Raw genomic sequence first — 13,381 nt, 5'->3', positions numbered from 1 at the left:
ACAAAGTATGTCTATGCTGCTAAACTAATTCATTGACAAGCTATTATTCTAATAAAAATAAAAAGGCTGTTTATTCATGTTGAATTATCCCTTCATTGTTCAGTTCTATAAAAGTGCTTTTATTCAATGCACTTTTAATGACCAATATGTTGTTTCTGAACAAATCAAATAACTGTCGGTTTTTCAGGTTTCCAGTTGTTATCAGGAACAGTCTTTTAGGCTTACCTAAGGTCATATGCGAATGATAGAAGTCGAAGTCTTTAGTTAGTACAATTAGGTTCTGCTGATCAGCTAACTCGATAATTTCTTTATCAGATGTTTCATCTCCTTTTGGGAGTTCATTTACATGAAGGGATTCTAAATCTAGGTTGTTTAGTATTTCTGTGAGCTTTGTTGGAAGTTGAGCATCAACAAGAAGCTTCATGAAATCTTAGTATAGCTGGTATACTTGGTTATTTTAGAAGCATATGCCAGACATGCAAGAATATCTTCCTCTGTCAAACTTGGATAGTCTTCTAATATTTCTGCGTGGGTTGATCCTGCAGATAATAAGTCAAGGATCAAATCTACGGTATATCGCTTATTTCTTATTGTAGGTTTCCCATGACAGATTTCAGGGTTAACCGTGATTCGATTTAAATGTTGATTATCCATATATTAAAGCTACAAAATATTCAACTAATTCGTTCTTCTAAGCCAGACAATGTATTTGATCAATAGATTTTGGTCTCATATGGTTTTACCTCCAACAAATTAAGAATATCAGGTGGTGACAACACCAACTGGGGCAGAATGATTATTCAAACTGGGTTAAGTTTAAGATAACAAGTCAATCAACCACTGTTTAGATTTCATTTGAACCCTATATGCATAGTATGGTATGAAAAACACTAAGATTATATAAAGAAATCTCCCGATTGAATCATCAATATTTGAAGGTGAATCAAATAATAAAAATAGAAGCGGAAGAAAAACTATGATGTAAAGAAAAGTGAATAGTAACATTCCCTGAAACTTTACTTTTAACCTCGGTTCAATGTGCTCTCTCATTTCCAGCTCAATAAATGGCCAATGAAGAAGCATGTGAATCGCAGAAAGGTTTATATAATTGTCTCCAAATTCAGCAAAAAAGTTATGTTTTGGTTTAAAAAGGTGTACTTCAAAGAATGAGGGAGATTTCTGAGTATTTCGCGCAATTATTTGCTTGATTTGATCAGGAGTTTTTTCAGTTTCAATAGTATATGAACCTTTAATGAACTTACGAATAGCTCTAAGCATCTTTGTGGATTGTACCAAAAACATTTGCTTACTAATCTAATAGAATAAATAATACTAAAATAAAAAAGGCTGTTTCAATTCTACTGAAACAGCCCTTTCAAACTTGCTTTCTAACCCAATCAATTAAGATTAGGCTGTGGAGTCATTCTCAAATATGGTTTTAACTCTTTAAATCCTTTAGGGAATTTTGTCTTTGCATCTTCGCTGCTGATAGAAGGAGCGATCACACAGTCATCACCATTGTTCCAGTTGGCAGGAGTAGCCACCGAGTGGTATTGCGTCAACTGTAATGAGTCAATGACTCTCAATAACTCATCAAAGTTTCTTCCTGTAGAAGCAGGGTAGGTGATGGTCAGCTTTATCTTCTTGTCATCACCAATTACAAATACAGACCTTACCGTGTGCTTGCTATCAGCATTAGGGTGGATCATATCATAAAGGCCAGATACTTTTCTGTCTTCATCTGCTATAATAGGGAAGTTGACTGTAGTAGCCTGAGTCTCGTTGATGTCTTTGATCCAATCTTTATGTGAGGCTAATCCATCAACACTAAGGGCCATTACCTTAGTATTTCGCTTATTGAATTCTTCCGTATATTTTGAAACTGTTCCTAATTCCGTAGTACAAACAGGGGTATAATCTGCAGGGTGTGAAAATAAGACACCCCAGGAGTTACCTAACCATTCGTGAAAATTGATTTCTCCTTCAGTTGTCTGAGCAGTAAAGTTCGGAGCTTCGTCTCCAAGTCTTAAAGTCGCCATAATAATGATTAATTTGATTGTTGATTTGTATAAAAGCTGAAGCAAAAAGTACTTCAACACTCAAAATCAAACGTAATTAATGAAGGTCTTGTTCACCAAAATGGGATTAAGATCGTGTTAATTTCTAATATTTGATAAACGGGGAATAATCAACATGCATTCGTTTTAGACAAGCTCTGGTTGGCATCTTATTACAAAGAACTCGTTGTTATTCGCAAGGCTAGAATATTGCCGAAACAATAAAAAGGATAAAGGTAATTGCACTTACCACTGTTGTGAAAATCCCAATGCTTTTAGATTTAGTCCAGCCTGACAACCCTATGATAGTGAGGAGTGACAGAACCCCTACAAGGTATCCTAGGAAACCAATAACTCTTGGTGTATTCAGCTCGCTTTGTGTGACTGCAATAGGGGATCCCTCTGCAGTAGCCAGCACAATCTTGGTCATTGAAAATACCGTGGTTAAAAAACCAGATGCTGAAGTAGTAGCCAGTTTTAAAATCACATTATAAAGTCGCTTTTCCGATTCATTTATGAGCAGGTTGGCAGTTATGGCTATAGAGAACCCACCTAGAAATACTGATATTAAAATGAATTGACTTGAAAGTTTATTCCAATACTCAAGCGGTAGTTCGGCCATTATAATTGATTTTTAGTGATGATTATGGGGATGAGATGATGGGTTTGGTAGGCACGGGCCAAAGCTAAGTCGGAGCTAAGCCACAGATACATAAACCATTACTGCCAGAAAGCCGAGCATCCTCAATAAAAAGATGGCTTCGCTACTCGTCTTATCCGATCTTCTTTTAAAGGTTAAAAAATAGGCGAATATGACATTCGGTACCCAGCTTAACCACGCTACAATATTGTAAGCCGTTATAAAATCGCCTATTGTTATAGTCAATAGCGGCAACCAGATTCTTAGTGTTACAGCAGAAAAGCAGACTGCATAACTATAGATCATAAACTTTTTGTGCTTTTCAATATTGAATTTTCTAATGGCAGTGTATCCTAAAATTGTTGTGGTGAGCCAAACTATACCTGACGAGAAAAAGCCCACCTTGCTGATCATCCCACCGGTAGCAAAAATGGCTATATAAAGGCCGGCAAGACCACTGACTAGCACTGCAATGATATAAGCCTTGCCAATAGTCCGGTGAAGGGTCATATTGGTGCGCCTTAATTTCTTACTGAACTGCAGCCATCCAATTAATAGCGCAAAACCCCCAATCACAATATGAGTGTAAAAGGTTCCATTGTATAGATTGTCGTTTAACAGGGCTTCTGTTTTTGACCCCAACAACCCAAAGCGTTTGTCAAAGATAAAATAGATGGTAGGGTAGAGGCCAATGAGGGTAGATAGAATGGCGAATATAATCCAGATAACCTTTTTCATGACTGATTTTAAACTTGATGCTATTTTCAAAGCTATATTCACAAAATGACTATCTGACTACACTCAAGAGTAGTTCTAAAAACTTTATCTTTATTGAAACCTTAGTTTTTAAAAGATTATGGCAGATGTAAACTCCTTTTTCTCTTCTAACAACACGGTCAGGAATGTAACCGAAACTGATGCTGCTCAGTTGGCCAATTACCTGGAAGGAATAGCGGCATTTGCAAGGGCAACCAATAGAAGCATCTATGTGATTGACTATGAAAAGAAAGGTTTTGAATATGTGTCTGACAATCCATTGTTTTTGAGCGGCCACACAGCTCAGGAAGTACTTGAAATGGGTTACGGGTTTTACTTCAAAAATGTACCTGCGGAAGATCTGGAGATGCTCTTAAAGATCAATGCCGCTGGTTTTGAGTATTATGAGCAAATACCACTTGAAGAAAGAAAGGAACACACCATTGCGTACGATTTCTTCCTAAAAACTGCAGAGGGCAAGCCCATCCTGATCAACCAAAAATTGACACCTATATTCCTGACAGAAAACGGTAAAATATGGAAGGCCTTGTGCATTGTTTCGCTGTCTACGGCACAGCAGTCAGGCAATGTTACCATTCATAAACATGGTAGCAATACAACCGTAGCTTACGATTTGGAGAAGAACTATTGGAAGACGCTGGATAAGATAGAATTAAGCGATAGAGAAAAGGAGATTATACAATTTTCGATAAGGGGCTATGCCATTAATGAGATAGCCGAAAAATTATTTATTTCTCCCGATACGGTGAAATTCCATCGTAAGAAGATGTTTGAAAAAATGGATGTGGCCAATATCAGCGAGGCTATTTCTTATGCTACTGTGAACAAGCTGGTTTAGGCTGTCATCACGAGGCACGAAGCGATCTCAAGCCAAGGGTTGTGTCTTTTCACAACCCTCACAACCCTACAATTTATGGTGATAAGCGTTTGTGAGCCACAAACGCTGGGGAAGTGTCTACCGACCAATATAAGCATGTTGTGTTTATTTTGTATATTACCACTACAAGCCAACAAAAAACAAGTTATGAAAAATTACCTTCCTCTTGCCGCCTTGATACTTACCAGTTGTGGAAGCAGCAGCGAACAGTCAGCCGATAGTACTGAAAACGAAGCAACAACAGAGTCTAGTGGGCACTCTTGCCTGTGGGAAATGGGTGATACCCCTGAACAATTGCTGACCATGGAAGAAGCTGTGAGCTTAATCGGTGTGGCTGCTGAAGCGCTTGAGCAGAAAGCGAACCCAAAGTACCAAAATGTGCAATATAATTGGAATAGCGGTCGCAGGGCAGAGTTTAATATTGGTGGAAAAAAGATGCCAATGGACGCTAATGACTTTGTAGCAGTTAATGTTAAGCAACTGACTGAAAAGAAGCTCAATCCAAAGTGGAACAAAGACAATGACCCGCTCACACCGATGGAGTATTTTGATAAGTTTCACGCAGGGGTGGCTGAGGGTGCCAAGGAAGCCATTCAAGAGGAGATCGATAAGCAAAACCCGGAAAATGCAGAAGGAGCCAAAAAGGTAGTGGGCATGATGAAGTTTGAGGGCTTTCAGGAGTATGACAATATTGGCGACAAGGCGCACAGCGAGGTGAATGCCAGTGGTGAGAAAGCTACTGGCCTGCGCCAAACGGAGTTAACGTTCCTTCATGGGGATGTTGTTGTGATTGTTGTGGTAGATATTTCAGATGATGATGAGGAAGACAGGGTACTAGCAGAGAAGATAGCCAGAGCGGTAGTGGCAAAATGCGGGTAAGTAAACTTAGAGCGTCATCCCTAGGAACGAAGTGATCTCATTAATCTTATATGCTGACGCGCGATTGCATCGCGTGTCCACCAGGCCAAGGGTTGTGTTTTCACAACCCTATGAACACTACAATTTATGTGATAAGCGTTTGTGAACCACAAACGCTGTGGAAGGAATGGGATAATCCAGAAATTTTTGGCAATTCCTAACATCTTTTCTGAAGCCAATCACGTAAGCTCACATTTATGGTTTATTTATGAATGAACAGGGTGTTATTTTACTCGATAGTGCTGAGAAGAAGTGGAATCAGTACCAATTTCGAAATAAATTTTATTTTTCCTCACTTCAAAACATGCCTGAATTATATGCTTCTTATACTTCCAGTTTTTCTATTAAGTTCGTACTGAAGGGTAAAGAGCATTATGCTTTTGATCAGCATAACTATACTGTAAGCCAAGGTCAGTATTTACTTATTAATGACGGTCAGGAAGTTGATACTTCAATAAAAGGGTCAAACGATGGTATATCAATATTTATTGATCCACATGTATTAAGAACAATATATGGCAATCTTAATAAATCGCACAATACGTTGTTATCAGAGCCCAATATTATCGCTACAGGTGAGGTGAATTTTTTTGAGCATGTATATTCATCACAAGATGATTTCGGGGTTACCCTAAAACAGATTGCCTCTAATATCGAAAACTATTTGCATCAAGATTACTATTTGCCCGAAGAGTGGTACTTTAATCTCTCTGAAAAGTTATTACGTGCTCAATTCAGGATGAGAAATCAAATGGAATCTTTAGACCGGGTAAAGAAAAGTACGCGGGAAGAATTATATAGGCGTCTTCTGAGTGCTAAAGACTACATACATGATAACTTGCACCTGCCAATCAACTTGGATATGTTGGCACTAGAAACCGGATTATCGAAATTCCATTTGATAAAAATTTTTCATCAGTGCTACCACCTTACACCTTATCAATATCTGATGCATTGTAGAATCAACCTGGCTAAAAGCCTTCTGAATTCAACTGTGCTGGGTATTGAAGAAATAGGTTGTTGTTGCGGATTCGATCAGTTGGTTAGTTTTAGTAGGGCCTTTAAACAGATTGCCGGCCTTAGCCCATCGAAATACAGACAGCTGGTAAATTAGCAATTTTTGTTAAAGGTGTTTCGAACGCTGACCTTACTTTAGTGAGATAAAAAAAACTACTATATGTCTAGAAACACTTTACGCTTTTTACTACTATCCGGTGGTATCATTTTCTATGGTCAAATATACGGTCAACTAACCAAAACCTATCATCAGGATTCATTAAGACAATGGACGCTTAATGTATTTAAAGAATTAAAGGTGAAGCACCCAGGGTTTTATAGATATACCATTAAGTCAGATTTTGACCAGTCCATAGATTCTACATTGGCAACAATCGACCGACCACTAAATACACTGGCTTATTATAAAAAAATCAAACCTTTATTTGCTAAAATAGGCTGTTTGCATACAGGGGTATATCTCAATGCTGAAAATGAAAAGGAATTGAAATCGCATGACACCTTACTTCCTTTAGAACTATTTATTAACAAGAATAATGAGGCTTTCGTTACTCACAATTACTCTGGCCATCAGATTAAAACCGGCACCAGACTGCTAACCATCAACGGTGAACCCATTGCGTCTATTCTGAGGAAGATAATGGCAGTAATACCAAGCGATGGTTACAATACCTCTCTAAAGCGTAAGCTCTTAAATGTGCAATTCGCGGGTTGGTATCAGACTGCTTTGGGAGAATCATCAACATTTGAAATCACAGTGCAAACCAATGAAGGGCAGCAAAGTATTCATTTGAAAGGGGTTAATAAAGCGGTATTCCCCACATTTGAGGAACTTGAATATGGCTTCGATAAGCTCTTGGCATTTCGGATCGAAAATAATGTAGGTTACTTAACACTACATACATTCTCCAATTCAGCCATTAAAAGGCACGGTCAGAAATATAACAGATTTATGAAGGATACCTTTGCTCAAATTGAATCCAGAGGTATTAATAAACTCGTGATCGATGTAAGAGGCAATACAGGTGGCAGCGATTCGCATGCAGTAGCCTTGGCCAGCTATTTTTTTAATCAACCGTTTCGTTACTGGGATAAAATTGAAGTTACCGAAGCGACTGCTAAAGAAATTAAAGGGACAGTAAGACTTTTTTATAAAAAGCCGTTGCAGATAGATAGTAGCTATCATTGGCAGAAGATGTGGCTATCCAAAGAGTTTGACTTTTATGAGCCTGTACAACCAGCGAAAATGCCCTATAACGGAGAAACTTATATAATCAGCGATGGTTTGTGTATGTCGTCTTGCGCTGACTTTGTGGCGCTCATGTCCTATAACAGCAAAGCTGTAGTAGTTGGGCAAGAGACGGGTGGTGGCTATCAAGGCAATACCAGTGGACTGATGCCATCTATTGATTTGCCTATGGGGCTGCGCATGACTGTCCCGCTATTAAAATATACCAATGCCGTTGACCACAATGTAAATGTGGGTCGCGGCACCATTCCCGATCATATTGTGGAATACAACTGGCAAGACTGGGTAAATAAAACAGACCTTGAGATGCAGTGGGTAGATGAGCAGCTAGGGCATTAATATATTGTGTCAGTTGGCTACCTGCTGCAAGCTTTGTTCAGTACAACTTGTGGCTTTTATCAATGAAGTGTAAAGATTAACTTTTAGGTATAAGATGCAATCTTTAACAAAGAGGGATGGCATTCGTTAAGCAAACAAGCGCCATCTGAGGAATCAACCATAAGCAACCGAGCCAAGGGTTGTGTCTTTTCACAACCCTCACAACCCTACAAATTATGGTGATAAGCGTTTGTGAGCCACAAACACTGGGGAAATTAATCTTCTCTATACAATGCAAAAATGGCGAGAGGAGGCCAAGGGTTGTGTCTTCACAACCCTCTGAATACTACATTTATGTGATAAGCGTTCGTGAGCCACAAACGCTGGAGAAATTATTCTTCACAACCACCATGCAGAGCATGGCGGGAACTGGGGGGACCTTAGAGTTTGCATTGCACTTGCTACAACCTTAGATTGGTATTAAGTTGCGCATGCCTTATCTATTGTGTTATACCTTGTTATTTAGGCTTTTAATGTTCAGCGTTCGAGCTAGTTTCTTTAAACCAGTTTTTGATATGAACCAGAATGATAACCCCATGAATACATATCTAATGAACAAGAACAATAAAAGTAATATTGGAATGAATTTTAGGGCATTGTTAAAACCCTCTGTTAATAGCAATAAACCAAATCCGATTATTGGATATGATAAAAGAATTCCGAAAAGTATTTGAAAAGCTTTATTAAGTCGCACCTGAATTGTACCTGAATTGTTTTGAAAGTTACCTATATAGACACAAACAGCACCACGGCCAATTTCGGATGATATCAGTTTAAAACCTTGTTCAGTAACCGTTCCACGAAATTCTTTATTGGTCCATGTAGAAATGAGGTTATCAGTTAAGTCAGTTTGCCCCTTAAGCTTTTCATAACTTCTGGAATACAGATCTTCCAATTCTACGTTTAGGGATTTTGTTGGAAATAGCTTCAAGTTTTGAGAGTTCATGAACGGTACGACATTAGAATAATAGAGCTTCTGTTATATCACTAATATTCAGTTTATATAGCTGACGCGCGATTGCTCGCGTGTAAATTTATTTCAAGGTTGCACTCGTTAATAAAACGAGCGCGAGCTGGGGTTTAAACTTGGTATAAATCTTCATTAGCCTTCACCATTTTGTTGTTCTAAATTCGTGATATTCAAAGGGGTCTTATTATCCCAATTCTTTTTCCATATTTCCTTGTTCAGAAGCCCATTTTCAATAATATGGACCAAGAGGTTTACCCATTCATCCTGATATACATAGTCATCATGAACCTCATCATAATGACAATATTTTGTATTGGTGTTAAAAGGGTCTTCATCTACATCTGATCTTAAAGGTCTAATCATTAAAATATAATACAGGCACTTATGATCAAAGTGATTTAAATTACTGCCTGTCCTTTCGTTAACTTGATTTACAACATCTCCAGGCTTTAATCTTCCTGGGTTAATTGCCTCTTTTTTAACAACCTTATCCTTAATAATAGCAGTTACCTTTTCATAATTCTCTTTATCATCAGATGAAAGAGAGTTCCAGTTGACAAATTCAACGGCCAAATCATTTCTGTTAGTGTTACTGATTTTTGGAAGTTGAATTAGCTTAATACTGTAATCTTGTGTGTTGAAAACATCATCTGACAAGCCAGTTCGGTATGTATCAATGAACTGTTTTAACTCTTTTATTTCTTTTGACAGAAGCTTTTTACTTGCTTCTAACTGTGATTTTTTTCTGATTCTAGAAAATTGAATTGAAAATGATAGGCTTTCATTGAGAGCATAATCCTCACCAAATAATTCTATCAAAGTGTTTTCATAATTATAAAGAAGCGCTTGACACTCTCCAAAAATCATTATGCCTACTTCCTCTCTGTCAATATATCGATGTTCAATTTTATTTCGGAGTTTAATGAAGAAATTAATGTTAGATTTAACACCATCTGAAAGGCCAACGTATTTACTCACACAGGTTTTTAATTCCCACGATTTTTTTTCGCCATCAACAATTTCGTAGCGCCCATTTGACTTTTTGTAGTAATATTTTTCACCAATAGTATGATTAAAATGAGCATGAAAAAGCCTTGTCCAGGCGATTATCATGTGTGTGATAAAACCCTCTACTCGAAAAGGAGTCCTTGGCTTATTATAAATTTCAACAGCTAATAGTGCGGCTTCAATTGAGCTTTCTAAAGTTATTTTGGTTTTTCCTTTCCGTAGGCTCATGTGCGGTGTGGTGTGCTTGCTAACATCAGGGTAACAGAACTTCTGTTATATCACTAATATCTATTTTACTAATCTAATGTTTTTTAGTTTTTAAATCATAAAGGCAACAAAAAAGCCTTCTGAATCATATCCAGAAGGCTTTGTGGTATCCTAATTGAAATTATCTATTCTTCAAGTACGACCAATCCATTCAATAAAATTTCTATGTCTTTTTTATAGGTTTGCACGAGGTTATCTGCCGTATAACTTACCAACTGGATGCTGCCTTCAGCGCTGGAGTAGTAATAGCCCAAGTAAGTGAACCTGATGCCTTGTAAGGTGCCTGTTAACTGCATGTGCAATACTTTAACACCATTTACCATTCTATACTCTTCATGAACCACCTTAGTGTCTGGTGCTACACCTTTGGCATTTTCAAGCGCTATGGTCTTTAAAGTTGATAGTGGCACTTCTATCTTTTCAGTGATCAGCATGCCATAAAGGTCTTCACCTTTCTTAACGAACTTAAATTCACTGGCATCATCTTCAGCACCCTTTTCAAAAGACCATTCTTTTGGGTTGATCCAAAGACCAATATTCAGTTTTTTACTCTTAATAAGGAAGGTGGATTTTTTATCCTTCTCAAAGGGTGTTTCGTTGGTCGGGATTTCGGTTTCTTCAACTTCAGCGCCATCTACATATTCCCACGTGCCATCCTCATAGAGTAGCACTTCATCTCCGGTATCTGTTACAGCATTAATTTGACCAACTGCAGGCACGAAAATTATAGCAAGTAGTAATCCTAATAATGATTTCATTTTAACAGGTTCTATTTTCTGGCAATAGCCTTCAAAGCAGCATTTACAATATCATCAGGGCCTAAACCATATTTAGGCAATAGCTCTTCTGGGGTTCCGCTTTCTCCAAAGCTGTCATTAACCGCCACCATTTCTAAAGGTAGGGGAAGGTTGCGGCTCAAAGTTTGAGCAATGCTATCCCCTAAACCACCGTTCATTTGGTGTTCTTCTGCAGATACAGCACATCTTGTTTTCTTAACTGATGCCAAGATTGCCTCTTCATCCAATGGCTTGATGGTGTGTATATTGATAATCTCAGCGCTAATTCCTTTTTCTGCTAAAATGGCTTCAGCTTCTATCGCTTGCCAAACCATATGGCCCGTAGCAAAAATAGAAACATCACTACCTTCAATCATATTGATGGCCTTACCAATCTCAAACTTCTGATCAGCAGGAGTGAAGATTGGCCATTTTGGTCTACCAAATCTTAAATATACCGGGCCTTCATGATCTGCAATGGCAATAGTAGCGGCCTTTGTTTGATTATAATCACATGGGTTGATCACCGTCATGTGCGGTAACATTTTCATCATACCCAAATCTTCCAAAATCTGGTGCGTAGCCCCATCTTCACCTAAGGTAAGACCAGCGTGTGAAGCACAGATCTTTACATTCTTGCCTGAATAAGCCACTGACTGTCTGATCTGGTCATAAACCCTACCGGTAGAAAAGTTAGCAAACGTGCCTGTAAAAGGTATTTTGCCACCTATAGTCATACCTGCTGCCAGGCCAATCATGTTGGCTTCAGCAATACCTACTTGAAAAAACCTGTCAGGGAAATCCTTTTTAAAGGCATCCATTTTTAATGAGCCTGTTAAGTCAGCACAAAGTGCTACCACGTTTTTGTTTGATTTTCCCAGTTCGTGCAATCCGGCTCCAAAGCCTGATCTTGTGTCTTTCTTTTCGGTATAGGTGAGTTTAGTCACGATGTAAATGTTTAGGTTATAAGCGCCTTACAGAAGCGGCAAATTTATACATATCTTCTTAAAATAATAGTCTATTTTAAGATTAGTCAAACAATCTGACGGTTGTTGACAGCCCTTCTTTAATGGTGAAGTTTTTAACGGTGGTGTACTTGCTGCCTGGGGCTTTTTCTACTCTAAATACAATTTTGTAATTACCGGGCTGAATAGCAATCGTAGATTTCGATTCTTTGTTGTCAAGGTCTTTGATCCATTGCTGGCTGCCATCATCATTAATTTCATACAAACTGCCAAACCCAGCGGCATTGTTATAAATATTTAACAGTCCAGGGGCTGGCAGGGTAATCTGCTCCTGCTGGCTTTGTTGTACGCTTACCTTAAACTTTCTGGATGGCAGCGTTAATACTTCAATATCATAATCTCCGGTAAGGTATTTTTGGCTGGTGTTAATGTCCTGTGTGTGGATTAGTCTGTTACCCTTACTGATCAACACTCTAACCCCTTGAGTGTAGGTGGAGGCATTTCTTTGATTAATAGCTATTGTTCCCTGTGGCGTAGCAAGCTGAATGGTATTGTGAATTCCGGGGTGAAGCCTGTAATTTCTTTTAACTACAGGAGGGATGGTATTGGCCACAACATCATAAGGTATCACGGCTTCCAGTATTACTGTGTCTGGTTTACCTTGAGTATCTAAATAATGCACAAAATCAAAAGCCGAAATCTTAGTGACACTATTTACAAAGCTCACATTGACATTGGTCTCCGTGGGTTTATTTTTCACATCCAGCAGCTCTACAGTAGCTGTGGTTTTTTCGAGACTTGTTTTAATGGCCTTTTGCAGCGCCACCTGAAAGGTGTTCAAATCTTTGGCATCGAAGAAGTCACCCAGGCACCTGAATTCTTTAGTATAGTCTTTATCAATCCCCAAACCAATAACAAAAGGTCTTAGGAAAACGCCTTTTTTCTGCAGGGCCAATGATACTGCGCAGGGGTCGCCATCACATGATTCTATACCATCTGTTATTATGATAACAATATTCCTTGAGCTACCTGCCGGAAAATCATTGGCGGCCTGCTCCAACGAATAGGCAATAGGCGTAGTGCCTTTTGGGCTAATCAGCTGTAGTTCTTTGATGATCTGGGCATGGTTCTTTTGTGCAAAGCCAACCTCTAGTTTAGTGTCTTTGCAGTTTTGTGCTCCCTTAGAGTACAGATGCCCATAAGCCCGAAGTGCCAGCTCCAGTTTAGGATTGACCTTCAATGAGTCCACCAGGTTTGAAAGCAAAGACTTGGCTACATCCATGCGTGTTTCCTGACCCCACTTGGCCAGCATACTTGCCGAGCCATCTAACAGAAATAGTATTCTGGTTTTTTCAGGGAGCTTTTGCTGTACATTCTGCGCCAGCAGGGAAGTGGTTATAAACAGTAGCGCAATTACGGTTGTTATTCTTAGCATCAGGTTATCAACGATTATTTTGGGCAATAATTTCCTTTAGAACTTGG

The 13,381-nt window shown here is 38.6% G+C and carries 14 protein-coding genes; 4 read left to right on the top strand and 10 right to left on the bottom strand.

What is annotated here, in order from left to right; translation table 11 throughout:
• Positions 1-70: 70 nt before the first annotated feature.
• The 5 genes from RIB54_RS06375 to RIB54_RS06355 form a co-directional block, all read right to left on the bottom strand.
• A complete protein-coding gene (locus RIB54_RS06375) occupies positions 71-424 on the bottom strand; it encodes a DUF5615 family PIN-like protein (protein ID WP_350099841.1) in 354 nt (117 codons plus the stop codon).
• The gene (locus RIB54_RS06370) at positions 421-654 is read right to left on the bottom strand and encodes a DUF433 domain-containing protein (protein ID WP_350099839.1); all 234 of its coding nucleotides are present in this window, start codon (positions 652-654) and stop codon (positions 421-423) included. Before RIB54_RS06370 ends, RIB54_RS06375 begins: the two co-directional genes overlap by 4 nt.
• Before the next feature lie 743 nt (positions 655-1,397).
• A complete protein-coding gene (locus RIB54_RS06365) occupies positions 1,398-2,039 on the bottom strand; it encodes a peroxiredoxin (protein WP_350099837.1) in 642 nt (213 codons plus the stop codon).
• A gap of 220 nt (positions 2,040-2,259) precedes the next feature.
• The gene (locus RIB54_RS06360) at positions 2,260-2,679 is read right to left on the bottom strand and encodes a hypothetical protein (RefSeq protein WP_350099835.1); all 420 of its coding nucleotides are present in this window, start codon (positions 2,677-2,679) and stop codon (positions 2,260-2,262) included.
• A 75-nt stretch (positions 2,680-2,754) separates the two neighbouring features.
• Positions 2,755-3,435 carry a DUF2306 domain-containing protein gene (locus tag RIB54_RS06355; RefSeq protein WP_350099832.1) on the bottom strand — a complete coding sequence of 227 codons (681 nt, stop codon included), beginning with the start codon at positions 3,433-3,435 and terminating at the stop codon, positions 2,755-2,757.
• Positions 3,436-3,553: 118 nt separating this feature from the next.
• On the opposite strand from RIB54_RS06355, the gene RIB54_RS06350 reads away from it, so the two are divergent.
• The 4 genes from RIB54_RS06350 to RIB54_RS06335 all read left to right on the top strand — a co-directional run bounded on the left by RIB54_RS06350 (position 3,554) and on the right by RIB54_RS06335 (position 7,874).
• On the top strand, positions 3,554-4,312 hold the full coding sequence (locus tag RIB54_RS06350; protein ID WP_350099830.1) for a helix-turn-helix domain-containing protein: 759 nt from the start codon (positions 3,554-3,556) through the stop codon (positions 4,310-4,312).
• A 186-nt stretch (positions 4,313-4,498) separates the two neighbouring features.
• On the top strand, positions 4,499-5,230 hold the full coding sequence (locus RIB54_RS06345) for a hypothetical protein (protein WP_350099828.1): 732 nt from the start codon (positions 4,499-4,501) through the stop codon (positions 5,228-5,230).
• Positions 5,231-5,477: 247 nt separating this feature from the next.
• The gene (locus RIB54_RS06340) at positions 5,478-6,383 is read left to right on the top strand and encodes a helix-turn-helix transcriptional regulator (RefSeq protein ID WP_350099826.1); all 906 of its coding nucleotides are present in this window, start codon (positions 5,478-5,480) and stop codon (positions 6,381-6,383) included.
• Positions 6,384-6,446: 63 nt separating this feature from the next.
• Positions 6,447-7,874: a S41 family peptidase gene (locus RIB54_RS06335; protein ID WP_350099824.1), complete on the top strand. Its 1,428-nt coding sequence runs from the start codon at positions 6,447-6,449 to the stop codon at positions 7,872-7,874.
• 487 nt (positions 7,875-8,361) lie between these two features.
• Here the strand turns inward: RIB54_RS06335 and RIB54_RS06330 are convergent, their stop codons facing one another.
• The 5 genes from RIB54_RS06330 to RIB54_RS06310 all read right to left on the bottom strand — a co-directional run bounded on the left by RIB54_RS06330 (position 8,362) and on the right by RIB54_RS06310 (position 13,361).
• Positions 8,362-8,859: a hypothetical protein gene (locus tag RIB54_RS06330; protein ID WP_350099821.1), complete on the bottom strand. Its 498-nt coding sequence runs from the start codon at positions 8,857-8,859 to the stop codon at positions 8,362-8,364.
• Positions 8,860-9,015: 156 nt separating this feature from the next.
• On the bottom strand, positions 9,016-10,119 hold the full coding sequence (locus tag RIB54_RS06325; RefSeq protein ID WP_350099819.1) for a DUF3644 domain-containing protein: 1,104 nt from the start codon (positions 10,117-10,119) through the stop codon (positions 9,016-9,018).
• A 164-nt stretch (positions 10,120-10,283) separates the two neighbouring features.
• A complete protein-coding gene (locus RIB54_RS06320) occupies positions 10,284-10,916 on the bottom strand; it encodes a hypothetical protein (RefSeq protein WP_350099817.1) in 633 nt (210 codons plus the stop codon).
• 11 nt (positions 10,917-10,927) lie between these two features.
• A complete protein-coding gene (locus RIB54_RS06315) occupies positions 10,928-11,884 on the bottom strand; it encodes a transketolase family protein (protein ID WP_502879612.1) in 957 nt (318 codons plus the stop codon).
• 79 nt (positions 11,885-11,963) lie between these two features.
• Complete coding sequence (locus tag RIB54_RS06310; protein WP_350099812.1) at positions 11,964-13,361, bottom strand: vWA domain-containing protein; 1,398 nt, start codon at positions 13,359-13,361, stop codon at positions 11,964-11,966.
• Positions 13,362-13,381: the final 20 nt, after the last annotated feature.

Origin of the sequence: Fulvivirga sp., from assembly GCF_040218215.1 — a bacterium.
Taxonomy (GTDB): Bacteria; Bacteroidota; Bacteroidia; order Cytophagales; family Cyclobacteriaceae; genus Fulvivirga.
This window is presented reverse-complemented; position numbering and strand designations above follow the sequence as displayed.

Excerpts from the sequence above, each read along its gene's own strand:
- RIB54_RS06375 (WP_350099841.1), bottom strand. The coding sequence starts at position 424 with ATGAAGCTTCTTGTTGATGCTCAACTTCCAACAAAGCTCACAGAAATA.
- RIB54_RS06370 (WP_350099839.1), bottom strand. The coding sequence starts at position 654 with ATGGATAATCAACATTTAAATCGAATCACGGTTAACCCTGAAATCTGT.
- RIB54_RS06365 (WP_350099837.1), bottom strand. The coding sequence starts at position 2,039 with ATGGCGACTTTAAGACTTGGAGACGAAGCTCCGAACTTTACTGCTCAG.
- RIB54_RS06360 (WP_350099835.1), bottom strand. The coding sequence starts at position 2,679 with ATGGCCGAACTACCGCTTGAGTATTGGAATAAACTTTCAAGTCAATTC.
- RIB54_RS06355 (WP_350099832.1), bottom strand. The coding sequence starts at position 3,435 with ATGAAAAAGGTTATCTGGATTATATTCGCCATTCTATCTACCCTCATT.
- RIB54_RS06350 (WP_350099830.1), top strand. The coding sequence starts at position 3,554 with ATGGCAGATGTAAACTCCTTTTTCTCTTCTAACAACACGGTCAGGAAT.
- RIB54_RS06345 (WP_350099828.1), top strand. The coding sequence starts at position 4,499 with ATGAAAAATTACCTTCCTCTTGCCGCCTTGATACTTACCAGTTGTGGA.
- RIB54_RS06340 (WP_350099826.1), top strand. The coding sequence starts at position 5,478 with ATGAATGAACAGGGTGTTATTTTACTCGATAGTGCTGAGAAGAAGTGG.
- RIB54_RS06335 (WP_350099824.1), top strand. The coding sequence starts at position 6,447 with ATGTCTAGAAACACTTTACGCTTTTTACTACTATCCGGTGGTATCATT.
- RIB54_RS06330 (WP_350099821.1), bottom strand. The coding sequence starts at position 8,859 with ATGAACTCTCAAAACTTGAAGCTATTTCCAACAAAATCCCTAAACGTA.
- RIB54_RS06325 (WP_350099819.1), bottom strand. The coding sequence starts at position 10,119 with ATGAGCCTACGGAAAGGAAAAACCAAAATAACTTTAGAAAGCTCAATT.
- RIB54_RS06320 (WP_350099817.1), bottom strand. The coding sequence starts at position 10,916 with ATGAAATCATTATTAGGATTACTACTTGCTATAATTTTCGTGCCTGCA.